The 24,208-nt window shown below is 63.1% G+C and carries 21 protein-coding genes and 1 pseudogene; 8 read left to right on the forward strand and 14 right to left on the reverse strand.

The window, feature by feature from the left end; all coding sequences use genetic code 11:
- Nucleotides 1-20: 20 nt before the first annotated feature.
- The 3 genes from LB515_RS25335 to LB515_RS25345 form a co-directional block, all read right to left on the reverse strand.
- A complete protein-coding gene (locus tag LB515_RS25335) occupies nucleotides 21-1,109 on the reverse strand; it encodes an acyltransferase family protein (protein WP_224709337.1) in 1,089 nt (362 codons plus the stop codon).
- 107 nt (nucleotides 1,110-1,216) lie between these two features.
- The gene (locus LB515_RS25340; RefSeq protein WP_224709338.1) at nucleotides 1,217-2,479 is read right to left on the reverse strand and encodes an MFS transporter; all 1,263 of its coding nucleotides are present in this window, start codon (nucleotides 2,477-2,479) and stop codon (nucleotides 1,217-1,219) included.
- Nucleotides 2,476-3,207: an MBL fold metallo-hydrolase gene (locus LB515_RS25345; protein WP_224709339.1), complete on the reverse strand. Its 732-nt coding sequence runs from the start codon at nucleotides 3,205-3,207 to the stop codon at nucleotides 2,476-2,478. The genes LB515_RS25340 and LB515_RS25345 overlap by 4 nt, the downstream gene beginning before the upstream one ends.
- Before the next feature lie 105 nt (nucleotides 3,208-3,312).
- Between LB515_RS25345 and LB515_RS25350 the strand changes: the two genes are divergently transcribed.
- The gene (locus LB515_RS25350) at nucleotides 3,313-3,978 is read left to right on the forward strand and encodes an ArsR/SmtB family transcription factor (RefSeq protein ID WP_224709340.1); all 666 of its coding nucleotides are present in this window, start codon (nucleotides 3,313-3,315) and stop codon (nucleotides 3,976-3,978) included.
- 169 nt (nucleotides 3,979-4,147) lie between these two features.
- Here LB515_RS25350 and LB515_RS28295 read toward each other — a convergent pair.
- From LB515_RS28295 to efp, 7 genes and pseudogenes are all read right to left on the reverse strand, one after another.
- A pseudogene (locus LB515_RS28295) lies at nucleotides 4,148-4,273 on the reverse strand (DUF899 domain-containing protein); the annotation flags it as partial.
- 59 nt (nucleotides 4,274-4,332) lie between these two features.
- The gene (locus LB515_RS25355; protein ID WP_224529348.1) at nucleotides 4,333-4,716 is read right to left on the reverse strand and encodes a VOC family protein; all 384 of its coding nucleotides are present in this window, start codon (nucleotides 4,714-4,716) and stop codon (nucleotides 4,333-4,335) included.
- A gap of 325 nt (nucleotides 4,717-5,041) precedes the next feature.
- The gene (locus LB515_RS25360; protein ID WP_224709341.1) at nucleotides 5,042-6,250 is read right to left on the reverse strand and encodes a calcium-binding protein; all 1,209 of its coding nucleotides are present in this window, start codon (nucleotides 6,248-6,250) and stop codon (nucleotides 5,042-5,044) included.
- 448 nt (nucleotides 6,251-6,698) lie between these two features.
- The gene (locus LB515_RS25365) at nucleotides 6,699-7,880 is read right to left on the reverse strand and encodes a hypothetical protein (RefSeq protein WP_224529169.1); all 1,182 of its coding nucleotides are present in this window, start codon (nucleotides 7,878-7,880) and stop codon (nucleotides 6,699-6,701) included.
- 238 nt (nucleotides 7,881-8,118) lie between these two features.
- Nucleotides 8,119-9,450, reverse strand: coding sequence for an HlyD family type I secretion periplasmic adaptor subunit (locus LB515_RS25370; RefSeq protein WP_224529346.1), 1,332 nt, complete (start codon nucleotides 9,448-9,450; stop codon nucleotides 8,119-8,121).
- Between the two features lie 26 nt (nucleotides 9,451-9,476).
- On the reverse strand, nucleotides 9,477-11,180 hold the full coding sequence (locus LB515_RS25375) for a type I secretion system permease/ATPase (protein ID WP_224709342.1): 1,704 nt from the start codon (nucleotides 11,178-11,180) through the stop codon (nucleotides 9,477-9,479).
- A 413-nt stretch (nucleotides 11,181-11,593) separates the two neighbouring features.
- Complete coding sequence (gene efp / locus LB515_RS25380) at nucleotides 11,594-12,163, reverse strand: elongation factor P (RefSeq protein ID WP_095767917.1); 570 nt, start codon at nucleotides 12,161-12,163, stop codon at nucleotides 11,594-11,596.
- A 129-nt stretch (nucleotides 12,164-12,292) separates the two neighbouring features.
- Between efp and epmA the strand changes: the two genes are divergently transcribed.
- The gene (epmA, locus tag LB515_RS25385) at nucleotides 12,293-13,333 is read left to right on the forward strand and encodes an EF-P lysine aminoacylase EpmA (protein ID WP_224709343.1); all 1,041 of its coding nucleotides are present in this window, start codon (nucleotides 12,293-12,295) and stop codon (nucleotides 13,331-13,333) included.
- A 2-nt stretch (nucleotides 13,334-13,335) separates the two neighbouring features.
- Here the strand turns inward: epmA and LB515_RS25390 are convergent, their stop codons facing one another.
- Both LB515_RS25390 and LB515_RS25395 read right to left on the reverse strand, forming a co-directional pair.
- Nucleotides 13,336-14,442: a glycosyltransferase family 2 protein gene (locus LB515_RS25390; protein WP_224709344.1), complete on the reverse strand. Its 1,107-nt coding sequence runs from the start codon at nucleotides 14,440-14,442 to the stop codon at nucleotides 13,336-13,338.
- The gene (locus LB515_RS25395; protein ID WP_224709345.1) at nucleotides 14,439-16,259 is read right to left on the reverse strand and encodes a glycosyltransferase; all 1,821 of its coding nucleotides are present in this window, start codon (nucleotides 16,257-16,259) and stop codon (nucleotides 14,439-14,441) included. Before LB515_RS25395 ends, LB515_RS25390 begins: the two co-directional genes overlap by 4 nt.
- Before the next feature lie 284 nt (nucleotides 16,260-16,543).
- On the opposite strand from LB515_RS25395, the gene LB515_RS25400 reads away from it, so the two are divergent.
- The 6 genes from LB515_RS25400 to lpxK all read left to right on the forward strand — a co-directional run bounded on the left by LB515_RS25400 (nucleotide 16,544) and on the right by lpxK (nucleotide 22,208).
- Nucleotides 16,544-17,890 carry a TldD/PmbA family protein gene (locus LB515_RS25400; protein WP_224544757.1) on the forward strand — a complete coding sequence of 449 codons (1,347 nt, stop codon included), beginning with the start codon at nucleotides 16,544-16,546 and terminating at the stop codon, nucleotides 17,888-17,890.
- Nucleotides 17,877-18,686 (forward strand): 3'(2'),5'-bisphosphate nucleotidase CysQ, encoded by an 810-nt coding sequence (locus LB515_RS25405; RefSeq protein ID WP_140840939.1) that lies wholly within the window; start codon nucleotides 17,877-17,879, stop codon nucleotides 18,684-18,686. Before LB515_RS25400 ends, LB515_RS25405 begins: the two co-directional genes overlap by 14 nt.
- 75 nt (nucleotides 18,687-18,761) lie before the next feature.
- Nucleotides 18,762-19,007 carry a DUF4170 domain-containing protein gene (locus LB515_RS25410; protein ID WP_041002569.1) on the forward strand — a complete coding sequence of 82 codons (246 nt, stop codon included), beginning with the start codon at nucleotides 18,762-18,764 and terminating at the stop codon, nucleotides 19,005-19,007.
- 5 nt (nucleotides 19,008-19,012) lie between these two features.
- Nucleotides 19,013-19,792: a lysophospholipid acyltransferase family protein gene (locus tag LB515_RS25415; RefSeq protein WP_095767821.1), complete on the forward strand. Its 780-nt coding sequence runs from the start codon at nucleotides 19,013-19,015 to the stop codon at nucleotides 19,790-19,792.
- Entirely contained in the window at nucleotides 19,789-21,105 is a 1,317-nt protein-coding gene (waaA, locus tag LB515_RS25420; protein ID WP_095767820.1) for a lipid IV(A) 3-deoxy-D-manno-octulosonic acid transferase, read from the forward strand. Before LB515_RS25415 ends, waaA begins: the two co-directional genes overlap by 4 nt.
- Before the next feature lie 74 nt (nucleotides 21,106-21,179).
- Nucleotides 21,180-22,208, forward strand: a complete 1,029-nt coding sequence (lpxK, locus tag LB515_RS25425) for a tetraacyldisaccharide 4'-kinase (protein ID WP_224709357.1) — start codon at nucleotides 21,180-21,182, stop codon at nucleotides 22,206-22,208.
- Between the two features lie 80 nt (nucleotides 22,209-22,288).
- Here the strand turns inward: lpxK and LB515_RS25430 are convergent, their stop codons facing one another.
- Together LB515_RS25430 and LB515_RS25435 are read right to left on the reverse strand one after the other, a co-directional pair.
- On the reverse strand, nucleotides 22,289-23,227 hold the full coding sequence (locus LB515_RS25430) for a UDP-glucuronic acid decarboxylase family protein (RefSeq protein ID WP_224709346.1): 939 nt from the start codon (nucleotides 23,225-23,227) through the stop codon (nucleotides 22,289-22,291).
- Nucleotides 23,228-23,340: 113 nt separating this feature from the next.
- Nucleotides 23,341-24,144, reverse strand: a complete 804-nt coding sequence (locus LB515_RS25435; protein WP_224709347.1) for a glycosyltransferase family 92 protein — start codon at nucleotides 24,142-24,144, stop codon at nucleotides 23,341-23,343.
- Nucleotides 24,145-24,208 lie beyond the last annotated feature (64 nt).

Here is a 24,208-nt window from a genome sequence, read left to right on the forward strand (position 1 = left end):
GGCCGGAACGGGCGGCCCGGTCAGGCCGCCTCGCGTGCCGGCCGGGTCATGGGCTTGCTGGAGGCCTTGGCAGCTGTCGGCCTGTCGAAATGCGCCCAGGCCGGCCGCTCGAACAGGAAGGTGCCGAAGCCGACGCGCTGGACGATGAAGTAGAGCACCACCGGACTTATGACCGAGACCAGCAGCACCGCCAGGCTCAGCATGCCGGTATCAGTCAGGAGACCGCTCGCCAGCATGACGCCCCGGAAGATCGACATCGGGATGGTGAAGGCGACATAGACGACCAGCGAATGCTCGCCGAGCCAGCGCAGCCATTCCATGGAAGCGAATTTCGACAGGAAATCGCCGGCAACGCAGAGCGCCACGGCGCCGGCGACGGCAAGCGACAGATGCAGCGGCGGCCATGCCGCCAGTCCCATCTGCATGCCGACCGGCTGCATCGCATAGCCCGGCGAATAGACGAGCAGGCCGTTGACGATCGCCCAGGCGAGCAGGCCGAGAACGGCGATCGCCGGCCGTGCCTGCGTCCACTCCACCAGCCGGAATATCAGCGGCGCGAGCACGAAGCCGAGATAGAAGAACACGAAATAGGCCGCGAACTGCTCAAGCGCGTAGCTGTCCGGCTTCGGCGCCCACATCTGCAGCGCAGCCGCAGCCAAGATGACGACCCAGTGCGGCACGCGAAGCTCGCGCAGCACGCGGATGACGATCCCGAACACCGCCAGCATGTAGATGAACCACAACACGCCGTATGGCTGGACGGCGGCCATCGCGAGATCATGCAGCATGCCGGCGGGGTCGCGGCTGAAGATGCCGATCTTCAGCCCGATAGAGATGATCGCCCAAAGCACGTAGAAATAGAAGTAGTGGACGACGCGGCGGTCGATATAGCGCCGCCATGGCCGGTCGATCACCTGCGACAGGAACAGGCCCGAGATCAGGAAGAATTCCGGCATGCGGAACGGTGTCGCAAAGCCGATGACATAATGCAGGAAGCCGACGCCGCCGGTGTATTCACCGGTGTTGTAGGCGGCATACATCATCACCACCAGGATGATGGAAAGACCTTTTGCCGTATCCACCCACGGCATGCGGTTCGGGTTGCTCATGATCGATCTCGAGGAAATGTACCTGTTCAGATTGTAGCGGACAGGCACATCCCGCGCAGCATCAAGCTTCCATTAACGTAAACACGGCCTTCGTTTCCGAGGCGGTCTCAACGATCGCCCGATGTCGGAACCACGGTGGCGGAACGCGGCTCGCGCATCGTCACCGCGACGATCGCGCCCGACAGGAAGGTCAATGCGGCAATGGCCGCGATCGCCGCGACGAAGCCGAAGAAGTCGACGATCAGGCCGGCGGACAGCGCCCCGATCGCATAGCCGAGGTCGCGCCAGAAGCGATAGACGCTGAGCGAGCGCGCCCGCCAGGAAGGGTGCGATGCGTCCGACACCGCCGCGATCAGGCTCGGATAGACCATCGCGGTGCCGAGGCCGAGCAAAAGGCTTGCCAGCAGCCACCAGCCGAAATCGCGCGTCAGGGCGGTCAAGAGAAGCCCCGCCGCCTGCACCCACATGCCGGCGACGATCAGCCCCTTGCGGCCCCATCGGTCGCTCAACGGCCCGGTGGCGACCTGAAGGATGCCCCACACCGCCGGATAGACCGCCTTGAGGATGCCGATGCGCTCGACGCCGAGCCCGTTGGCGACGAAGAAGAGCGGAAACAGCCCCCAGCTCATGCCGTCATTCAGGTTGTTGACCAGGCCGGCCTGCGAGGCCGCGAACAGATTGCGGTCGCCGAACGAAGTCAGCATGAAGATCTCGCGGAAGCTCAGCGGCGAAGCCTGTTTTGGATGGTTGGCCAGCTCCAGCCGCACATGCTCGCGGGTGTCGCGCACGAGCAGGATCGACAGCGCCGCGCCGAGGACCGCGTGGCCGACGCCGAGATAGATCGGCACTGGACGCAGCCCGTAGCGGCTGGCGAGATAGCCGGTGAGGAAGGCCGTGACGCCGACGGCGAGATAGCCGGCGAACTCGTTGAGACCGACGGCGAGCCCGCGCGACTTCGGCCCGACCAGGTCGACCTTCATGATCACCGTCATCGACCAGGCGAGCCCCTGGTTGATGCCGAGCAGCGCGTTTGCGGCGACGATCCAGGCCCAGCTCGGGGCCCAGATGATGATGAAGGGTACCGGCAGGCCGAACAGCCAGCCGAGGATCAGCACGCGCTTGCGGCCCCATGTGTCGGCAAGCGGGCCGGAGACGAGGTTGGCGCAGGCCTTGACCACGCCGAAGCTGACGATGAAGGACGTGACGAGCGTGGTCGATGCGACGCCGAATTCCTCCGCGCCGATCAGCGGCACGACGGTTCGCTCGATGCCGACCATGCCGCCGACGAAGGCGTTGATCAGCACCAGGAGCGAAAACTGCTTCCAGTTGGCCTTGAGGCCGAGCGCGACGGCCGACGCCGCTGCGCTCAAGATTTTGCTCCGGCGTTGAGCGCCCGGGTCCGGGCGGCCTCCGGCGGCGAGGGAGGGATATCGGCGGTCATGGCGGCGATGAACTCATCCTCGTCCTCGATGCGGAACGCCTTGTTGAAGCGCCGCTCGAAGCCGATGGTCGATGTCGGCTTGCCGCTCAGCGATCTCCCGCAGACCGAACCCGAATAGGCGCCGGGCAGCACCTCGATATGGTCGGGCAATTCTTTCAGCCGGCGCACGGAGGAGAACAGCGCGCGCGCCCCGTCTTCAGCGCTCGAGGCAAGCTCTGTGCGGCCGAGATCGCCGACCATCAGCGTATGCCCGGTGAGCACGAACCAAGGTTCGCTCGCCCGCGTCCGGTCGGTGACCAGAAGGCTCAAATGCTCCGGCGTATGGCCGGGCGTATGCATCACCGTCGCCGTCACATTGCCGAGCTCCAGCATCTCGCCGTCCTTGACGCGCCGGAACAGGAAGTCTGCCTCGGCACCCTCGAACAGCACGTATTCCGCGCCGGTCGCCTCGGCGAGCGCGCGCCCCGCCGAGATGTGGTCGGCATGGATGTGCGTGTCGACGACATAGAGGATGCGCATGCCCGTCGCGCGCGCCGCTTCGACATAGGGCGCGATGTCGCCGACAGGATCGACGACCGCCGCGGACGCCTTGCCGCCGCAGCCGAACAGATAGGAGGCCGCAACCGGGTCCGTGTGCAGGAACTGCCTGACAATCATCGCTTTCCTCCGAACGAGCGGCTGCGCCCCGGGGAGCCGCTCTGCTTGACAGCAATGGTCGAAACCGTCATTCAATTATTCCATTGAATGACGGCAGAAAGGTCGATGTCAATCCGCAATCCGAAACAGGCGTTGTACGAGCAGTTCGCGATCGTCGCCAAGGCGCTCGGGCATCCGCTGCGCCTGGAATTGATCGAGCATCTGGCGCAAGGCGCGCGCAGCGTCGAGGCGCTCGCGGCGAAGCTCGGCCGGCCCGTCGCCAACATCTCGCAGCATCTGCAGGCGCTGCGCCGCGCCGGCATCGTCTCGGCCGAGCGCGACGGCAAGTTCGTGCATTATTCGCTCGCCGATGACAGCGTGCTTTCCGCCTTCGCCGCCGTGCGCGGCGTTGCCGAGCGGCAGCTCGCCGAGGTCGACCGCATCGTGCGCGGCTATTTCGACGCGCGCGACGACATGCGGCCGGTCACGCGCGACGAGCTTGAGAGGCTGATGCGCGACGGACTAGTGACGCTGATCGACGTCCGCCCGGCAGACGAGTTCGCGCTCGGCCATGTGCCGGGCGCCATCAATGTCCCGCTGGGGAAAGTCAGGGCCTGGTCAGCCGACGCCGCTATCGGCCGCGAAATCGTCGCCTATTGCCGCGGCCCGTGGTGCGTGATGTCCTTCGAGGCGGTCGCTGCGCTGCGCGCGCTCGGCCATTCGGCGCGCCGGCTGGAGGACGGCATGCCGGAATGGAAAGCCGCCGGCCTGCCGGTGGAAGTGGTTACCTGATCGTGGCCAGTTGGACAGCGCCGAACGCTCGCGCGTCGACGTGCCACTGAGCGCCAGTTGCAGACGCTTGATGACAACATCGCGAATGCCTTAAGCGGAGCCGTGAGCGGATTGGCAGGTCTCCACCCTTTTCCGCAACGCCAGACTCCTGGCCAACCATCTCGACCGCTTAGTGGGTGACCTTCGGGTACCAGTCGGTCCCGCGACCTTCCGGCGTCCAGTCCAGGACGTTCCACAGCATCATCAGGTCCGGCTCGGTTGTCGGGTCTTTGCCTGGATCGGCTGACTCGAAACCCAGCTCCGCCGCCGAATGGTTCCGTCGTGCGATACCCAGACTGTCGTATAGACGGCACTTTATTGCGCTTCGTAGAGTTCCAACGGCAATCCATCCGGGTCGCTAAAGAAGGTGAAGCGCCGATCCGTATATGGGTCGATCCGGATTGGCTCTACGGCAACGCCGGCGGCCTCCAGGCGCGCAACTACGAGGTCGAGGTTCCCCACAGCAAATGCCAAGTGCCGCAGCCCTGTCGCCTCTGGATAAGACGGCCGCGGCGCTGGGGCCGGGAAGGAAAATAATTCCAGCTGGGCGGATCCGATCCGCAGGTCGGCCTTCCAGGACTGCCGCTCCTCCCGATAGACCTCGCGGATCAGGTCCAGGCCGAGGAGCTCGACATAGAACCGTCGCGACCGATCGTAGTCGGTGCAGATAAGCGCGACGTGGTGAATGGCGTCCAGCATCTTTCGAACTCTAGCCAAGCTGGGCTTTGGGGCCAAGGTCACCACTTTGTTGCTGTCGTCGCTGACAGACGGCGGACGACCGTGCTGACCGTTGCCCGCTTAGTTCTGCAGTGCCTATCCTCGCGTTTCATTGTCCACCCTGCACGTCTACCGCGGCGGGATAATCGCGCAGCCAGCCAGCCAGCCTTCTCGATCGGCGTCGGGAAGCTCTCTGTTATCGGCATTACGCAGCTGCCCCGCCGGAGCGCCGCGCTCCAAAAGGCCTGACCTCAGTAACCGAAAATTGGCGCTCGTACTCCACTGCAAGTTTTACAGGCGCAACTTTCTACGCGAAGAGGAAGTCTGATTCGGTAATGTGAGCTGCCGCCGTCTCGCCCACCGCCACGTTTAGGTCGATTGTACCGGCGTCGTCGCTGAAACCGACAATGAGCCCGCTGCTGCCGGTGTCGACTTTCACCACTGCTCCCTCGGCGGATATGTTGTGTGCGTGAAGATAGTCGAGAGCTGCCTGAGACGAGGCGAAAGTTCCGCTACTACCGGGAGCGTCGTTAAGGATCAAAGCGACGTGCCGCGATTCATGCAGATCGATTTTATCCTCGCCATGCTTGAATCCCTGGATGGTGTCCTGCACGGTCGCCGATGATTCGCCCGAGAAGAAGACAAAGGTGTCCCGGGCGCCGTCCCCCGTGGTGACGCCGTTGTTCGCCGACATCCAGTCCGCGCCTGCGCCGCCGAGGATGATGTCGGCGCCTTTGCCGCCATAGATGGTGTCGTTCTGGTCTCCACCCAATATCAAGTCATTCCCGGCATCGCCGTACAGGGTGTTGGTACCGCGACTATCTTCTACCACGTCATCGCCTGCACCGCCGTGGATAGTGTCGTTACCGCTGGTGGGGGAGGTGGCGGTGTCGTCGCCGTAGAGGGTATCGTTGCCGGCACCGCCCTCGATATAGTCGTCCCCGGCGTTGCCGAAGATCGTGTCGTTGCCGGCACCGCCGTAGAGTGTGTCGTTCGTGTCGCCGGGAGTGTGATCCTGACCGTCGCTCGGGCGAATCCCGCTGCCGCCGTAGATAGTGTCGTCCCCGGTGCCGCCGTAAATCACGTCGCTGTCGATCCCGCCTCGGAGTGTGTCGTTGTCAGCGCCGCCATTGATCGTGTCGTTGCCGGCACCGCCGTCGAGAAGATCATCCCCGGCCCCGCCGGTGATAAAGTCGTTGCCGTCATCGCCGTTGAGGGCGTCGGCACTGGCGCCGCCGTGGAGGAAATCGTTGCCGGGGCCACCGGAAAATAGGTTGGTGAGATCATCACCGATCATTCGGTCGGAGAAAGCCGAACCGAACCAGGTGCCGGTGTATGTGAAGTCGGTGGTGTATGCGGTCCCGCCGGCGAAATAAGCTGCCTCGTTGGTGACTGTCGCGCTCGGCGGGATGTTCTCTTCGAGTTGGACTGTTTGGGTGTGCAGATTCAGATCGACACTCGCCGTCGACTGCGAGAAATCCGGGCCGACTGATACTAAGACTGGCTTTTTAGTCATGGTATTCATCTCCCTGTTGTGCACAAGATTGTGCGCGTTGTGGCGCTACACTGCGGATATGAAATATGTGTCTTTGGTCTGGGTTCTCCTTGGTTGTGAAAAGGATGCGTACGGAGCTGTCGAAGATTTCATTTCTCGCGCAATGAGCGACGGATGTTTTGCGTGAGCGGTTCGGCGAGATAAGCCAGCACGGTACGGGTGCCGGTCTTGATCATGGCCTCGCTTGACATACCCGGCAGCAGACTTTGTCCACGCCGCCGAGCCCGTCGGAGATTTGGAAGCCGTCTGTATTATCGCCGCCCGAGGCCGAGGTGTATGGAGGCGGCCAGGTCGGCTCTGATACCGCTTCGGGCACCCTCTAAACCGCGCACTCCCTACCTCTGTCCGCATACGTGTGTCTCACTATCAGGTGTTGGGGGGCGACTTGTGCGCCGCCCCTCACTGTAGGTTACACCAGAGCGCCGAAGAGGAAGTCCGCCTGTGTGATATGCGCCGCCGCCGATGCGCTTACCGACACGTTGAGGTCGAGAGTGCCGGCGTCGTCGCTAAAACTGACGAGGTCGACGGCAGAACCGTCGATGACCTTTACTACTGTACTCTCGGCAGAGAGATTGTGCGCGTGGAGATAATCGATAGCCGACTGTGCCGAGTCAAAGTTGGGGCCTTGCAGGAACGCGGTGTCGTGAGTGTCCCTCAGGTCGAACTTATCGTCACCGTGTTTGAAATCGGTGATGACGTCATGTTGGCCGGCGACGAAGGTGTGGCTGTGGAAGACGAAGGTGTCGCTACCCCCGCCGCCCGTCAGGGTGTCGCTGCCGGAATTGATCGAGAAATTTGCCCTACCCCCTTCGATAGTGTCGTTGCCGGCCCCACCGTTGATGGTGTCGTCACCGATAAACCCGACGATGGTGTCGTTGCCCCCGTCACCGTACAGGAAGTTAGCTCTGCCGGACGGGAGAAACATGACGTCACCTTCGATATAATCATCACCGGCACCGCCGTGGATGGTGTCGGTGCTGTTGCGATTCATAGCGCCGTTGTCGCCGTAGAGGGTGTCGTTGCCGGCCCCGCCGTTGATAGTGTCCTGGCCCTCGCTGCCGGTGATGGTGTCGTTGCCAGCGTCGCCATTGAATATGCCGCCGTCACGGCCGGCCCTGATAAAATCGTTGCCGCCACCGCCATTGACTATGTCGACACCGGGGGAGTAGTGGGCTTGGCTGTCGTCACTGGTATAGATGGCGTCATCACCGGCCCCGCCGTTGATGATATCGTTGCCGTCACCGGCTCTGATAAAGTCGTTACCGTCACCACCTTTGATGGTGTCGTCGCCGGCGTTGCCGTAGAGGGAATCGTCGCCGGCGTCACCGGCAATAGAATCGCTACCGTCACCGCCTTCAATCCAATCGTCACCGCCGCCGCCGTACATGAAATCGTTGCCGCCGCCGCCGAGAAGATGGTTGAGGAGATCGTCGCCGATCATTCGGTCCGAGAATTCCGAGCCGGTGTAAACACGGAGATAATCCCCGGTGGGGTTGGTGAAGTCGGTGGTGTAGGCGATGCCGTTACTGCCGGCGAAGTAAGCGGACTCGTCGACGACTGCCGCGCTCGGAGGGTTCTCTTCGAGCTGCACTGTGTGGTTATGCAAGTTAAGGTCGACGCTGGCCGCTGACAGTGAGAAATCGGGGCCTATTGTTATAATTACTGGATTTTTCGCCACGGTATTTCCTCCCTACTGCACACGCAATTGTGCGATTTATAACTCTGTAGTGTGGGTATGGACATAAATGAGCGAGGTGTAAACTTCTGTCTTTAATCTGGATCCTCCCTTGTTATGACATGGATACGCATGTGAGCCACTGATGTTTGCATTATTTCTCACGCAATGAGCGACGGATGTTTTGCGTGAGCGGTTCGGCGAGATAAGCCAGCACGGTGCGGGTGCCGGTCTTGATCATGGCCTCGCTCGACATGCCGGGCAGCAGCTTGCGACCGTCGAGCTTGGCCAGTTCGCTCTTGTCGATCACCACCGTCGCGGCGAAGTAAGCAGCGTTGGTGCGCTCGTCCACCAACCGGTCGGCCGACACCGTTTCCACGATGCCGTCTAGCTGCGGCAGGTTGTATTTGGCGAAGGCCGGGAAGCTGACATAGGCTGTCTGGCCGGGGGCGATCGTCTCGACGTCCTCGGGCTTGACCATGGTCTCGATGACCAGCTTCTCGCCGAGCGGCACGACCGTCATCAGCGTGTCGCCGGGTTTCACCACTCCGCCCGCCGTGTGGACTTTCACGTCCATTACGATTCCGTCGACGGGCGCGGTGATGTCGGTGCGCTTGAGGACATCCTCGGCCGCGCGCGCTTGCTGCCGGAAGTCGAACAGCTCCGCTTCGACCTTGCTCAATTCGTCAACTGATTCGTTCAGTTGTTGAGTTGTAAGGTTGAGGATTTGCATGTCGATCTCGGCGATAGAGCTGCGGGCGCGGGCGATCGATGCGACATTCGTGGCGCGTTCTCCCTCGGTCTGGCGTTGTTCCTGGGTGAGCGTCAGGTTGCGTTCGCGGGTGGTGAGCCCCTTGCTGAGCAAAGTCTCGAGGTCTTTGTTCTCATTCGCGAATGCCGCGATCCGCTTGTCCTCGGTCGCGATAAGCTGTTGCAGTCCGGTAATTTGCTCGGCGGCCTGCTGGCGGCGTTCGTCGAGGATTGCCTTCTCGTCCTTCAGGTTGCGGTGCTTCGCGTTGAAGACGTCACGTTGGGTGGCCACCGCGTCCTTGACGGCAGGGTCCGGGTTGTCGAGCAATGCCTGGTCGAACTCGATCGTGTCCTTGCCGTCGCGTTCGGCCCGGAGACGGGCGACGAGCGCCTCTCGTGTGGCGATCTTGTTTTGAATCGAGTCCAGTTGAGCCTTGGCTTGCGTGTGGTCGAGGCGGACGAGGACTTTGCCTTTCTTGACGACATCGCCGTTGACGGCGTCCAGTTCGGCGATAATGCCGCCCTCGAGGTGCTGGATGAGTTTGCGGTCGCCGTCGACCTTGACCACTCCGGTCGTCACCGCCGCGCTGTCGAGCGGTGCCAGGGCCGCCCAGCCGCCGGCCACGCCGAAGAACAGGAACATGATTGAGAAACCGGCGTTCGTGACGGCTCTGAGACGGAGCGGTTGCAACGTCGGCGGGGGTGGCAGTGGCTGGGGGAGAGCGACTATGTTCATATCGTTGTCTGCTGGGTTTGCGCGGGTCATGACGTGACCGCCGTGACGTGAGTGGTGTTGGGCAGCTGAGCCACTCTCCTGGCGCGGGCGGCGAGTTCGTTGAAGACCGTGTCACGCGCCCCGAATAATTCTTGTCTGCCCTGATTGAGCACCAGCACCTTGTCGACTTTCTCCATGATGCTTGGGCGGTGTGCGATTAGGATCATCGTAGTGCCCGTCGCCTTGACCGCGCCGATCACGGCCATCAGGGCGTCTTCGCCCTCGCGATCGAGGTTGGAATTCGGCTCGTCCAGGATGATGAGTGTCGGATCGCCGTAGAGTGCCCGCGCCAGCCCGATTCGTTGGCGCTGTCCGCCTGACAGCGATGCGCCTGAATCCCCTACTTGAGTTTCGTAGCCTTTCGGCAAGCCCTTGATCAATTCGTGAACGCCCGCCAGTTGCGCGGCCTTGATCACGCTGTTGAAGACCGCGGGACTGAGCTTCGCGAAGCGGGCGATGTTCTCGGTGATCGTGCCGGCGAACAACTCGATGTCCTGCGGCAAATACCCGACGTGCCGACCACGGTCCTCGGCGGGCCACTCGGCGACGTCCATGCCGTCGAGCAAAGCGCGACCGGCTGATGGGCGCCAAGCGCCGGCGAGAACGCGGGCCAGGCTTGTCTTGCCGGATGCGCTCGGGCCGATGAGCGCCATCACTTCACCGGGCTTGAGTTGGAAACTCACGCCTTTCAAGACAGGCTCGCCGCCACCCTGCCGGGCGAGGACAATACTCTCTGCCTCGACCTTTCCTTGTGGGCGTGGCAAAGACCACACTGCTTTGGCCTCAGGGCGTTGGCCGACAAACGCGGTAAGACGCTTGTAAGCGGCGCGTGCCCCGAGCGTCGCCTTCCACGTGCTGATCGCTTGCTCTACGGGGGCCAGCGCGCGACCCATCAAGATTGAGGATGAGATCATGATGCCGGGAGAGGCCTCGTTTTGCAGCACCAGGTAAGAGCCGAGGCCGAGCACCGCCATTTGCAAGGCCATCCGCCAGAAACGTGCGACAGACGCGATGGCGCTGGCGCGGTTACCGGCGGCGACTTGTCCGGCGCTCACTTCATCCTGCTGATCTTGCCAACTGTCGAGCAACGGCCGCAGCATGCCCATGGCCTGGACGACCTCGGCGTTGCGGACTGCCGACTCGGCTTGGGTGAAAGCCCGTGCCTGCGCGTTGCCGGCCTCTGTCAGCGGTTTGCGGGTGGTGAGTTCGTTGAGCAATGCCAGCGCAAACAACACGCACCCGCCGGCCAGCGCCAACCAGCCGAGCCACGGATGCATGAAGAAGATGGCGATGAAGAAGATTGGCGCCCACGGTGCGTCGAGGATTGGGTAGATGCTCGGGCTGGTGAAGAAATTCCGCACTTGGTCGAGATCGCGCAGAGACCGTGTGCTGCCTTGACCCGGCGTGGCGGCCGACTGCTCTACTGACGCGGTCAACAGGACTGGGGCCAGCCTCGAGTTCATCCAGGCGCCTACGGTTGACAGCAGGCGGGCGCGTACCATTTCGAGCCCTGCCATTGTCAGGATCGCCGCGCAAGCCATCAACGACAGCGCTGCTAAAGTTTCCACGCTGTGGCTGGATAGCACCCGGTGGTAGACTTGAAGCATGTAGAACGAGCTGGTGAGCATCAATATATTGATGCCGCCGCTGAACCAGATGAGCGGCGTTATGGCGCGTTTGGCCTCTTTCATCACTGCCTGCAGAGCAGGAGCCTGTTTGTTGGTTATTTGCATGACGGCGACCGCGCCCGTTCCGCGCGCCGCACGCTATCTTGCTTTTTGGCCTCTGAAATCCATCAAAGGAATGATGCGGCGATACAAGCGTGCCTCGCCTTTCGCTAAACGTTCGGGGTGTAACTGCCTTTTACAAACGCAGCGTGCGCTGGGTATTTGGGCAATCAGCAGATGCACATGAGGCGGCGCGGGCCTTTGGTGCCAACACTATTTCAGCTTTCGGGTGTCGGCATTCGTGGTTCGCGCGGCTGAAGTGAGGCGTAAAGCGATCGTCAGCAGGCGAAACTGGCGGATACGGTTCAAAAAAGCCAACTATGGTGATTGCAGGCCCGCCTGTGCTCAGGCGAGCCATTTCAAATCGCCCTAAAATCTCAGTCCTTGGCGCGCTCGACGTAAGAACCGTCGGCGGTCATCACCACCACGCGCGTGCCGGCCGAGATATGTGGCGGCACGGCCGTGCGCACGCCGTTGGAGAGTATCGCCGGCTTATAGGACGAAGACGCCGTCTGGCCCTTGGTGACCGGCTCGGTGTCGACCACCTCGAAGGTGGCGCGCTGCGGCAGCACCAGCGAGATCGGCACGCCGTTGAACTGCGCGAGCTGCACGGCCATGCCTTCCTGCAGATAGGGCGCCATGTCGCCGACCACGGCTTCCGAGGCCACGACCTGGTCGTAGCTTTCCGGGTTCATGAAGTGAAAACCTTCGCCGTCGGAATAGAGGAAGGTGTGCTCGCGCTCTTCGACATAGGCGCGCTCGACCATTTCGGTCGTACGGTAGCGCTCCGAGACCTTCACCCCGTCGCCGATGCGGCGCATGTCGAGCTGGGTCACCGGCGTGCCCTTGCCAGGGTGGATGTTTTCGGCAAAGAGGATGACATAAAGCTTGCCGTCCTTATCGACGACGTTGCCTTTGCGTAAGGAACTGGCGATGACCTTGACCACGATATTCGATCCCGTTCGAGTTTTTCGGCCTGCAAGCGTCGATTTCCGCGAAGCGGCGACGGCGGCCATCGCGTGCGCCCTAGCGCATCTTGCGCCGAACCGCCAGCCTGTCGGGCGATTTTCCTGCCCATGACCGCCGCTTCGCCCTGGTGGACGCCGCATATTCATGCCGACCGCCGGCCCCGGCTGATGGCGCGCAATGCCATCGCCGCCGCCCTGCGCGGCTGGTTCGCGCAGCGCGATTTCGTCGAGGTGACGACCTCGGCCCTGCAAGTTTCGCCGGGCAACGAGGCGCATCTCGCCGCCTTCGTCACCGAGGCGATCGGGCCCGACGCATCGCGCCGGCAGCTCTATCTCCACACCTCGCCGGAATTCGCCTGCAAGAAGCTGCTCGCCGCCGGCGAGGAACGCATCTTCAGCCTCGGCCCGGTCTGGCGCAACCGCGAGCGCGGGCCGCTGCATCACCCCGAATTCACCATGCTTGAATGGTACCGCGTCGGCGATACAGTTGAGCGTCTGATGGCCGACTGCGCCGAATTCCTGGCGCTCGCCGCGGAAAAAGCCGGCGCCAAGAGTTTCCGTTTTCGCGGCCGCGAGGCCGATCCGTTCGCCGAGCCGGAGCGGCTGAGCGTGGCGGAGGCTTTCCTGCGCCATGCCGGCATCGACCTGCTCGCGACCGTATCGGCCGACGGCAGCACCGACCGCGACGCCCTTCACGATGCACTGGTCCGCGCCGGCCTGCGCACTGCGCCCGACGACAACTGGGCCGACCTGTTCAGCCGGGTGATGGTCGAAAAAGTCGAGCCGGTGCTTGGGCAGGGGCGGGCCACCATCTTATACGGCTATCCGATTTCGGAAGCGGCGCTCGCCCGGCCGAGCGCTGAAGATCCGCGCATCGCCGAGCGCTTCGAGCTCTATTGCTGCGGCGTCGAGCTTGCCAACGCCTTCGGCGAGCTGACCGACGCAGCCGAACAGCGCCGCCGCTTCGCCGCCGAGATGGATGAGAAAGAGCGCGTCTATGGCGAGCGCTATCCGCTGGACGAGGATTTCCTCGCCGCTTTGGCCATCATTCCGCAAGCCAGCGGCTCGGCGCTCGGCTTCGATCGGCTGGTGATGCTGGCGACGGGGGCAGCAAGGGTCGACGACGTGATCTGGGCGCCGGTGGCGTGATTTTAGCCGCCGTCGGCACTCGAGTCAGGTCGGGATTTTCTCTGACCCTGCAAGGCCAGGAATTGCTTATAGCCTTTGCGCCCCATGCGAGCGCGTAACGCCTCGCGCGTCTCGGCCTCTCCGCATGCTGCCAGGATCTCGTCGAAGTGATCAGCCAAAATATCCTGAATTGCAGGGTCGTTGAAATATGCCTTCAACGAAATCCCGTCCGGCACGCTGGGAGCATCCATCAGGGTCCAGAAAGCATGTCCGTGTGTCGACACAAAATCCCGGGCACGTGAGGCCAGTTCGCGCACCATAGCATTTCGCCGCACGCGCGAACGCTGATGGGCGGCTTTGCTGAATGTCCTCAAGTTCGGCAAGGAGGGCTGCGCGCCATGCACGTTGCCTCCGTGAATTCGGTAGGCCGAAAGCGGAAGGTCTATGCAGGCCGAACCAGCCAAGGCATGCACGAACGGCATGAAATAATTGTCGGTCGCGGCATTGCCGACCACAGCCAGGGATGGCTTGCATCGGACGAGATAATGCCGCTTGTACACGTTCGCCGTACCAGGCGACCAGTGCCAGCCGGCTTCGTGAGGCTCTATCACCGTGGACTGTTGCCAGAGCAGCTCGCGCTCCCGTCGTCCCAGAATCATGTGATCTGAGTGTGAACGGTCGGGATCAAGGGGGCTGCCCACTCTGCGGTGCAGCAACCATGCGAAACCAGAAGACAGCGGCCGCCCGGCATGATCGGTTTCAAGAACGCCGCCCGACGTGGCGCCGATCGTCGGGCAATCGCAATGAAGCTGAGCGTGAAAGGCCGCGAAGTTCGCGAACAGGAAATCGTCGGCGTCAACGATACAGACCAATTCGCCCGCCAGGCGATCCAGAACGTGAAGGAACGCGCCCATCTGGTGCAGGTTGTCATCCAGATATTCAAACGCCAGCCTGGGGTCGGTATTCTCGAATCGCGCGATGACATCGCGGCTGTCGTCGGTCGAGGCGTTGTCGAGGACAACGCATTCGAACTCGGCGTAATCCTGCGACAGAACGCTCGATATCGCCTGGCCGACATACTGGCCGTAATTGTGGTTGATGATGACGAAGCTGATCTTCGGCGCGGTCATTGTCGCTTCCGTCCGATCCTCAGAGAGATGCGGACATCGCGCAACAGCGACTTCGAGAGGACGCGCATTGGAATTCGGCCTCCGAAACCGGCTCTGAGGATGGATCTTGCCTGGGCTCCAGAAAACCGGGCCAGCACCTCTCTGCTGAACCTCCTGGCACCGAAAACAGACCTCAATTGCAGCGCGTTGCGCTTGAATATCTCGACCGCGATCTCGTCGCTGAAATAGTCGCGCAACCTGTCGGGGTTTTCTCGTGTGACCCGGTCCACGACCGGCCAGAACTCGTCCCCTAAAAGCCAGTCGAACCTTTCGCTTCCTTCGATCAGATACTTGACGCTTTCATATGTGAATTTCCGCAATTTGGCCGCGTATTCCCTGGTCCCGGTGCGAATGCCCTCCACGCTTTCGCCGGTGGCGAAATAATTGCTTGAATGCAGGCGATAGCCGGACAAGGGCATGTCGATCAACGCGCTGCCGGCAACCGCATGGCATATTGTATTGAAATAGCCGTCGGCCGACGTCATCAAGGGTTTGCTGCCATCGTCCAACCGCAGCAGATGCAGGACCGAGGTGCGGAACATGTTGGCGCTGCCCGGCGCCCAGAACCAGCCGACGTGCGCACGCGGTATGGTCGCCGTGCTGGCGTCGAGGAGCCGGTATTGCGACGGGGAGACGGTCGGCAGTCGCAGCACGGTCCGCTCACCTCGGAGGCCTCGCTGCGCGCCCGGTCTGTTCAGCCGGAGTTGCTGGTACGAGGCCGTCAGGGCTTTGCCTGTCGAGTCCATCTCTGCGACGTTGGCCGAAGTGAAACCGACGCTTCGTTGCAATGCCATATGCACCTGAATGTGCGTTGAAGCGTAGTTGTCGAACAGCACGTCGTCCGCGTCCACGAAGGTGACGAATCCGCCGTTCACCTTGTCCAGAGCCCACAGCGCGGCGCCGAGCTGGCCGTGGTTCTGCGCCAGCGTCTCCACCCGGAAACGCGGATCGCCTTCGACATGCCGGGCAATCACCTGCGCGCTGTCATCGGTCGAGCCGTTGTTGATGACGATGCACTCGAAATGCGGATAGTCCTGTCTGCGTATGGAATCGATCGTCGCGCCGACATAGCCGCCGTAATTCCAGTTGATGACGACGAAGCTGACCAGCGGCGGCGACAGCGCGCCGCCGGCGAGCCCGTCAATGTCGCGGCCGGCGATCGTGAATGACTTGGCCGCGACGATCTCGCTCTTGCGAATGACGATCTGCTGGCCCCGGTGCAACAGCTCGTATTCCCCGGCGACCTGGCTCAGGAAGGCTTCTATCCCTGCCTGGGGACGCCTGGCCATCGGCAGATCCGGCCCCCACCGGTAATCGTCCAGGATCATGACACCGTCATTGTCAAGCACGTCCCAGGCCAGTCGGGCATCGCTGTAAACGGAGGTGGCGGAATGGTCGCCATCGACATAGACCACGTCATACAGCCGTCCTTCGCCGGCAAGGCCTGGCAGGATCGTCAACGAATGGCCTTTGCGTTTCTCGACCCGGCCGGCGAAGCGCTTGAGGTTGCGGTCGAAGCGTCGTTCGACCTCGGCCATATCAGATTCATGCTTCGAGCCAGGCTCGAGATGCTCTTCGCTGCCCTGGAAGCTATCCACGCAGGTAATGCGGGATTTTGGCAGGAATTGCAGGAAAAAAAGCGCGGAACGCCCCTCGAACGAGCCGATTTCGAGCACAGCCGTCGCCGTGCCGGCCTTGTCGCCGAGAAGCTCCTCCCAAAGCTTCAGGTGATGGGAGGTCCAGTCATGGGTAAACTCTCCGTCGACAAAATAATCCATCCTTCCCCCATTAGCCCGGCGGCGAAGCGCGCGCGGCCAAGCCCATTTCGTCAGAACGAGACACTGTTCCAGCGATCGGAACCCCTTCCGGTCGCTTTGGACGGTTTGGCCGCGGTATCCTGATTGTCCTGAGCCCATTGCACAAGCGGCAATGGAACAATAGATGGTGCATGAGCATCCAGCAGATAGTGCGTGAGCATCCGCAGACGGTGCGTGAGCATCAATGGATGGGTGCGGGCGTGATCCCGACCTGACAGACTGCGTGAACACACAGGAACAAACGCATGACCGATAAGCTCGACGCAGCGAAATTGACCGATCGCGTCGCGGCGCTCGTCGAGGCCGCCAGGCGCGCCGGCGCCGATGCGGCCGACGCGGTGGCGGTGCGCGGCCGTTCGGCCGGCGTGTCGGTTCGGCTGGGCAAGGTCGAAGGCACCGAATCGTCGGAGAGCGAGGACGTGTCGCTGCGCGTCTTCATCGGCCAGCGTGTGGCGAGCGTCTCGGCCACCGCCGCCGCATCCGACCCGAAGGCGCTCGCCGAGCGTGCCGTGGCGATGGCCAGGGTTTCGCCCGAAGACCCGTTCCAGGGCCTCGCCGACCCCGCGCTGCTTGCCCGCAATTTGCGCGATCTCGACCTCTTTGACCCGACAGAGGTATCGGCAGACGAGCTGAAGGAAGCTGCACTTGCCGCCGAAGCGGCGGCGTTGGCCGTCAAGGGCGTCACCAATTCCTCGGGCAGCAGCGCCGGCGCCGGCCTGGGTGGTATGGTTCTCGCCACCTCGCATGGCTTTGTCGGTCAGTATGTCGCCTCGCGCTTCTCGCGCTCGACCAGCGTCATTGCGGGTGAGGGAACCGCGATGGAACGCGACTACGAATTCTCGTCCCGCCAGCATTTCGCCGACCTCGACACGCCGGAAGAGATCGGCCGCAAGGCGGGCGAACGTACCGTTCGCCGCCTCGGCGCCCGCAAGGCGAAGACCGGCCCAGTCGACGTAGTGTTCGATCCGCGCGTCGCGCGCGGCATTGCCGGCCATCTCGCCGGCGCCATCAACGGCGCCGCGGTCGCCCGCAAGACCAGCTTCCTGCGCGACATGATGGGCAAGCAGGTGGCGTCGGCCGCGATCACCGTCACCGACGAGCCTTTGCGGCGGCGCGGCCAGGCCTCGCGCCCCTTCGATGGCGAGGGCATCGAGGGCGAGAAGCTGCTGATGGTCGAGAAGGGCATCTTGAATCACTGGTTCCTGTCCACCTCGGCCGCGCGCGAGCTCGGCCTTGTCACCAACGGGCGCGGCTCGCGCAGCGGCTCGTCGGTTTCGCCGTCCTCGACCAACCTTGCCATCGAGCCCGGCGAGCGCTCGCCGGAAGATCTGATCGCGTCGTTGAAGAGCGGCTTCTATGTCACCGAGGTATTCGGCCAGGGCGTCGACATGGTGACCGGCGAATACAGCCGCGGCGCTTCCGGCTACTGGATCGAGAACGGCGCATTGGCCTATCCGGTCGCCGAGGTCACGATAGCCTCGAACCTGAAGGCCATGTTCCTCAACATGGTTCCGGCGAACGATCTCGACCGTAATTTCGGCACCGCGGCGCCGACGCTCCTGATCGAAGGGATGACCCTTGCCGGCGCTTGACCAATTGACCTCGAGCGAGGCCCGCGACGATCTTGCTTTGCTGCGCGACGCCGCCCGCGAAGCCGGCGCAATCGCCATGGGCTATTTCGGCAAGAACCCGCAGGTGTGGATGAAGGGCGGCACCTCGCCGGTGAGCGAGGCCGATCACGCCGCCGATACCTACCTGCGCGAGACCTTGCTCCGGCTGCGTCCGGATTATGGCTGGCTGTCGGAGGAGACCGCCGATGACCATGCCAGACTGTCGGCCCGCCGCACCTTCGTGGTCGACCCGATCGACGGCACGCGCGGCTTTCTCGACGGCCTGCATTCCTGGTGTGTCAGCGTCGCAGTGGTCGAGAACGGGCGCTCGCTCGCCGGCGTGCTCGAATGCCCGGCCAAACGCGAGACCTATTGGGCGCTGCCGGGCGAGGGCGCCTATCTCAACGACAAGCGTATCTATGTGCGCCCGCTGGGCGAAAGCGTCGATATCGGCGGACCCAAGCCGCTGGTCGACTTGATGCCGCCGGCATGGCAGGACAGGCTGCGGCGGACGGCCTACATCCCTTCGCTTGCCTATCGGCTGGCGATGATCGCCGCCGGAAAGCTCGATGCGACCTTCGTCAAGCCGAGCGCGCATGACTGGGACATCGCCGCCGCAGACCTCATCCTTGCCGAGGCGGGCGGAGCATTGCTCGACCGCACCGGCAAGCCGCCGCGCTATGCCGGCGAGGTGATCAACCATGGTGCGCTCGCCGCGGGCAGCGGCGAGCTGCTCGGCGTGCTCGCCAGGGTGATCGCTGGGATTGACCAAGGGTGAGTCGGCCCGCAGTTCCAAAATCGGCTGCTTTGGGCTAAACGTTTCACAAAATTCATGAATCTGCGAAGGATCGGCATGGCCGTGGAAGACGGAAAGAAGCAGCTTTTGCACCTGGTGTTCGGTGGCGAGCTGAAAAAGCTGGGTGGAACCGAGTTTCGCGACCTGGACGCGCTCGACATTGTCGGCATCTATCCCGACTATCAATCGGCGCACGCCGCCTGGAAGGCGAAGGCGCAGGCAAGTGTCGACAATGCTCATATGCGCTATTTCGTTGTTCATCTGCACCGCTTGCTCGATCCAGAATCGAAGGTCGGCGGTTGACGTCGATGGAGCATGAAGCGGTGAAAGGGGCGACTCGGCCGCGCGCCGCCAGACGCGGCGGAACGCGCACGCTGTGGCGGCGCATCCGCGAGCCTTTGGCGCAGTCGAGTTTCGTCAAGAACTTCATCGCCAGCCTGTTCGCCTGGTTCTTGCGGTTGATTCGCGTCACCAGCCCGCTCGTCGAAGGCTCGACCCGGGTAGCCGGCGGCGCTTATGCGCATCTTGAGCCGGGCATCATCGCGCTCTGGCACGGCCAGCACCTTTTGACCCCTGCCTATTACCCCGAGGGCCGGCCGCTGGTCGCCATGGTTTCGCGCAGCGCCGACGCCGAGCTCCAGGCGCTGATGATCGAGAAATTCGGCATCGAGGCAGTGCGCGGCTCCGGCGGCCGCGACAATTCGAGGCATTTGGACAAGGGCGGCGCCAAGGCCTTGATCGCGCTGAGGAAGGCGCTTGCCACCGGCAAAAACGTCGCCATGATCGCCGATATTCCGAATGGCACGCCGCGCGACGCTGGGCTTGGCATCGTTCTCCTGGCAAGGCTTTCCGGCCGGCCGATCCTGCCATCGGCCATCGCCACCAGCCGCCGCAAGGTGCTGGAGAAGAGCTGGGACAAGACCACCATCAACCTGCCGTTCGGCCGCTCCGCGGTCATCGTGGGCCAGCCTGTTTTCGTGCCCGCCGATGCCGATGACGCCGAGATGGAGCGCAAGCGCCAGGAGGTCACGGCCTCCCTCAACGCCGCGACGGCTGAGGCTTATCGCCTCGTGGACGGCGGCAAATGAGCGAGCGCTGGGCGCGTGCGGCCCTGACTGCCTATCGCTATGCGGGGGCGGCCGCCTATCCGCTGATTGGCCCCTATGTCGCCTGGCGCGCCTCGCGCGGCAAGGAGGATCGTGTCCGCCGCCGAGAACGCTATGGCATCGCCGGCCGTCCCCGTCCGGAAGGACCGGTGATCTGGATCCATGCCGCAAGCGTGGGCGAGACGATCGCGGTGGTGCCGCTGGTCGAGAGCATCCTCGACTATGGCGTCAACATCGTTTTGACCACGGGCACCGTGACCTCGGCCAAGGTCGCCGAAGAGCGCCTCGGCAGCCGCATCATCCACCAATATGTGCCGCTCGATCTCAAGCCCGCGGTAAGCCGTTTTCTTGATCACTGGCGGCCGGAACTGGCGATCATCGCCGAATCGGAAATCTGGCCGATGACCATCCTGGAGCTTGGCGCCCGCAACGTGCCGCAGGTTCTGGTCAACGGCCGGCTGTCGGACCGCTCCTTCATGTCCTGGAAGAAGCGCGCCGGCGTTGCCGAGGCGCTGTTCGAGAATCTTGCCCACGTCATCGCCCAGTCGGATGTCGACGGCGAGCGGTTCCGCGCGCTGGGCGCCCGGCCGGTCACCGTTTCCGGCAACCTCAAGGTGGATACCAACCCGCCGCCGGTCGACGAGCGGGCCTTAGCCACCCTGCAGCGCCAGATCGGCGGCCGTCCGACCTGGGCTGCGATCTCGACTCATGATGGCGAGGAGGTCGTGGCCGCGGAGGTCCACGCAAGCCTGCACAGGCGCCATCACGGGCTCTTGACCATCGTCGTGCCGCGTCACCCCGATCGCGCCGATGCGCTGGCCGCGCAGATTTCCGGCATGGGCCTGTCCGTGGCAAGGCGCGGCAAGGGCGACCGCATCTCCCACGATACCGACATCCTGCTCGGCGACACGATCGGCGAGATGGGCCTTTATCTGAGGCTGACCGAGATCGCTTTTGTCGGCCGCTCGCTGACTTCGCAAGGCGGCCAGAACCCGCTCGAGCCGGCGATGCTCGAAACCGCCGTGCTGGCCGGGCGTAACGTGCAGAATTTCCGCGAGGCCTATCAGCGCCTGCTCGACAGCGGCGGCGCCAAGTTGGTGCGCGACCGTGACATGCTGGCCGGCGCCGTCAATTTCCTTTTGACCAACGAAGTGGCGCGCCACGAGATGATGGCGGCGGGTGCCGCCACCGTCGACGAAATGCGCGGCGCGCTTGCCCGCACGCTGAAATCGCTGGAGCCCTATATCCAGCCTCTGGTCGTCAAGGCGCGCCTGAAAGGCGCAAACGGGCGCTAGATCATGACCCCAGAAATCGGATCCGATTTTTGGAAAAGTCCATGCGCGAAGCCGAGACGCATGGGGCAGGCGCGATGACCAGCGAAGCGCCACCCTTCTGGTGGGAAAAGCCGGACTGGCGCGTGCTTGCGCTGTCGCCCGCATCGGCGATCTACGGGCTGGTCGCCGGCCGTCGCATGCGCCACGCGCCGCGCGAGAAGGTCGCAGCGCCGGTCCTGTGCGTCGGCAACCTTACCGTCGGCGGCAGCGGCAAGACACCGGTCGCCATCGCTTTGGCCAAGCAGGCCAAGCGCATGCAGCTCACGCCAGGCTTCCTGTCGCGCGGCCATGGCGGCTCGTTCGCCAGGCCTCATGTCGTCGATGCGCATCACGACGCCGCCAAGCATGTCGGTGACGAGCCGCTGCTCCTGGCCGAGCATGCGCCCGTCGCGGTGACGGCCAACCGCGCCGCCGGTGCGAAGGTGCTCATCGAAGAACGTGGCTGCGATTTCCTGATCATGGATGACGGGTTCCAGTCGGCGCGCGTCCATATCGACTATGCGCTGGTCGTGGTCGACGCCCGCTTCGGCATCGGCAACGGCCGCGTCATCCCGGGCGGGCCTCTCCGCGCCAAGGTCGTCGACCAACTCGTCTTCACCAGCGGCTTGCTGAAGATGGGCGAGGGGACCGCCGCCGACGGCGTCGTGCGCCAGGCGGCGCGCGCCGGGAGGCCGATCTTCCTGGCGCATGTCGAGCCGGCCGACCCGTCGCGTTTCGCCGGCGGCCGCTTCCTGGCCTTTGCCGGCATCGGTCATCCGGAGAAATTCTTCGACACGGTGCGCGGCGCGGGCGGCGAAGTGGCTCAGTCGCGCGCTTTTCCGGATCATCATTTCTACGCCCAGGACGAGCTTGCCGACCTGCTGGCGCTAGCGCGGCAGGAGGGGCTGCGCCTCGTCACCACCGCAAAGGACGCCGCGCGGCTGCGCCATGGCGAGACGCCTGCCGGTTTCCTCGCCCAGCTGGACGTGCTCGACATCGAGGCCGTGTTCGAGCTCGATCATGTGCCCGAACGCATCGTCGACGAGACGCTCGATGCCTGGCGCCTGCGCAAGATGCGGGGCTAATGCATGTCGCGCAAAAGTGTGCAGCGGTTTTGCGATAACGACATGCATGAAGACAAAGACTTAAAGGGGCGCGCCCGCCGTCAATTGCCGTTGATGAGGCGGCGGAAGTAGCGAACCGTTTCGGTGAGCCCATCCTCGAGAGCGACGCGAGGAGACCAACCCAGCGTCGACCGCGCCAGACCTATGTCGGGTTGGCGCTGGCGGGGATCGTCCTGCGGCAGGGCCTTGAACTCGATTTTGGACTTGCCGCCGACAAGGCTCAATACAAGTTCGGCCAGTTCCAGGATCGTGACTTCCGTCGGGTTGCCGACGTTGAGGGGGCCCACGAAATCGTCGGGCGTAGCCATCATCCGAACCATCGCATCGACGAGATCGTTGACATAGCAGAAGCTGCGGGTGTGGCTACCGTCGCCGTAGATGGTTATAGGATCGTTCTGCAAGGCCTGGACGATGAAATTGCTGACCACCCGTCCGTCAGACGGGTGCATGCGAGGCCCGTATGTATTGAATATGCGCACCACCTTGATGGGTAATTTCGACTGACGCCGGTAGTCGAAGAACAGCGCCTCGGCGCATCTCTTGCCTTCGTCGTAGCAACTGCGCGGCCCGATCGGATTGACGTGGCCCCAATAGGCCTCGGTCTGGGGATGGACTTGCGGATCGCCATAGACCTCGGATGTCGATGCCTGAAGGATCCTGGCCCCCGAAGCGCGTGCAAGATCGAGCATGTTGATCGCCCCATAGACGCAGGTCCTGGTCGTCTCGATCGGAATGCGCTGATAGTGAACAGGCGAGGCCGGGCAGGCGAGGTTGAAGATTTCATCCGTTTCGACTTTGAGAGGCACGGTAACGTCGTGCCTCAGAAACTCGAAATGCGGATTGCCCAGAAGATGACCGATATTTTCCGCCGAGCCGGTGGAAAAATTGTCGGCACATAGTACCTGCCGGTCTTGTGCCAGCAGCAGGTCGCATAGATGCGAGCCGATAAAGCCGGCCCCACCCGTCACAAGAACCTTCACAATAAACCCCCGTACCCGTCGCCCTTTGCTGTCTATAGCCCCAGAAAGGCGAAAGTGTCAGCACTGAAACGACGGAGTGGGACCATCGATGAGAAGGGAAGAAGTGGCTACGGCTATCCTGCGCGCCGCATCGCCTGCAGGATCGCCTCGTCGCGCTCGACATTGACTTTGCTTTCGAAGTCGAAATGCCAATCCCTGTCGCGCAGCGCGGAAGTCGAGGCGTCGCCGCGCCGGATTTTCTGGTCGAGGTCGGCGAGTGATCGCGACCAATAGTGATTGATCCTCAGGATATCGAACTGGGGAGGCATGCCGGGCGCGATGGTCCGTCGACGGGTGTCCATCCCTTCACCGGACAGGAATTTCGACTGATGGACGCCCACCCTGTAGACCATGCGCGGGTTGAGGATTGTCTTGACCGTCGTGATGTCCGGCCCGGCTCGCATCGTATAGGCCTCGACCACCGGCCGTTCTGGTCGCTCCGCTTGGCCGGAGGAGCCATAGAAAGCTTGCCAGACGCAAACGCCTGGCAGGTCGCGATAGTCCCTCAGAACCGAGGGTACGTCACGTCCGTCGGGCGCGAAAAGAAACTCATCGATGTCGAAGAATCCGATCCACAACGCTTCGCGCCAGCGCCTGCGGATGCAGTCCCTATAAGCCGACAGCTGCCCCACCGGCCGCGGCCAGTCGACCACCGTGACCAGGCCCTCCTGAATGAACGGATTCAATACGGCTTTGAAGTCGTCGGTCGAGAAGTTGTTGTAGAGATAGAAATGCTCGAATCCCACATTCTGATGGAACCTGATCCATTCGGCCAGGAACGGCGCTTCCTCGCGGAAGATGGCGCAGGCCGTCAGCTTGAATCGGGGCGCCCTCGACACCGCCCGATCGCGCCATCTCGCGCGCATGACAAGCGGCATGCGAAGAAGTGTCTTGAGAGATTTCCTGAAGTTTTTCAATGTAGTACCCTGAGCGGTCGAGCTT

Origin of the sequence: Mesorhizobium sp. CA15, from assembly GCF_020165215.1 — a bacterium.
Classification (GTDB): Bacteria; Pseudomonadota; Alphaproteobacteria; order Rhizobiales; family Rhizobiaceae; genus Mesorhizobium.

Bases quoted from the DNA above. Each gene is read 5' to 3' on its own strand.
- LB515_RS25335 (WP_224709337.1), bottom strand. From the start codon at position 1,109: ATGAGCAACCCGAACCGCATGCCGTGGGTGGATACGGCAAAAGGTCTT.
- LB515_RS25345 (WP_224709339.1), bottom strand. From the start codon at position 3,207: ATGATTGTCAGGCAGTTCCTGCACACGGACCCGGTTGCGGCCTCCTAT.
- LB515_RS25350 (WP_224709340.1), top strand. From the start codon at position 3,313: ATGTCAATCCGCAATCCGAAACAGGCGTTGTACGAGCAGTTCGCGATC.
- LB515_RS25355 (WP_224529348.1), bottom strand. From the start codon at position 4,716: ATGCTGGACGCCATTCACCACGTCGCGCTTATCTGCACCGACTACGAT.
- LB515_RS25360 (WP_224709341.1), bottom strand. From the start codon at position 6,250: ATGACTAAAAAGCCAGTCTTAGTATCAGTCGGCCCGGATTTCTCGCAG.
- LB515_RS25370 (WP_224529346.1), bottom strand. From the start codon at position 9,450: ATGAACATAGTCGCTCTCCCCCAGCCACTGCCACCCCCGCCGACGTTG.
- LB515_RS25375 (WP_224709342.1), bottom strand. From the start codon at position 11,180: ATGAAAGAGGCCAAACGCGCCATAACGCCGCTCATCTGGTTCAGCGGC.
- epmA (WP_224709343.1), top strand. From the start codon at position 12,293: ATGACCGCCGCTTCGCCCTGGTGGACGCCGCATATTCATGCCGACCGC.
- LB515_RS25390 (WP_224709344.1), bottom strand. From the start codon at position 14,442: ATGACCGCGCCGAAGATCAGCTTCGTCATCATCAACCACAATTACGGC.
- LB515_RS25395 (WP_224709345.1), bottom strand. From the start codon at position 16,259: ATGGATTATTTTGTCGACGGAGAGTTTACCCATGACTGGACCTCCCAT.
- LB515_RS25400 (WP_224544757.1), top strand. From the start codon at position 16,544: ATGACCGATAAGCTCGACGCAGCGAAATTGACCGATCGCGTCGCGGCG.
- LB515_RS25410 (WP_041002569.1), top strand. From the start codon at position 18,762: ATGGCCGTGGAAGACGGAAAGAAGCAGCTTTTGCACCTGGTGTTCGGT.
- LB515_RS25415 (WP_095767821.1), top strand. From the start codon at position 19,013: ATGGAGCATGAAGCGGTGAAAGGGGCGACTCGGCCGCGCGCCGCCAGA.
- waaA (WP_095767820.1), top strand. From the start codon at position 19,789: ATGAGCGAGCGCTGGGCGCGTGCGGCCCTGACTGCCTATCGCTATGCG.
- lpxK (WP_224709357.1), top strand. From the start codon at position 21,180: ATGACCAGCGAAGCGCCACCCTTCTGGTGGGAAAAGCCGGACTGGCGC.
- LB515_RS25435 (WP_224709347.1), bottom strand. From the start codon at position 24,144: ATGCCGCTTGTCATGCGCGCGAGATGGCGCGATCGGGCGGTGTCGAGG.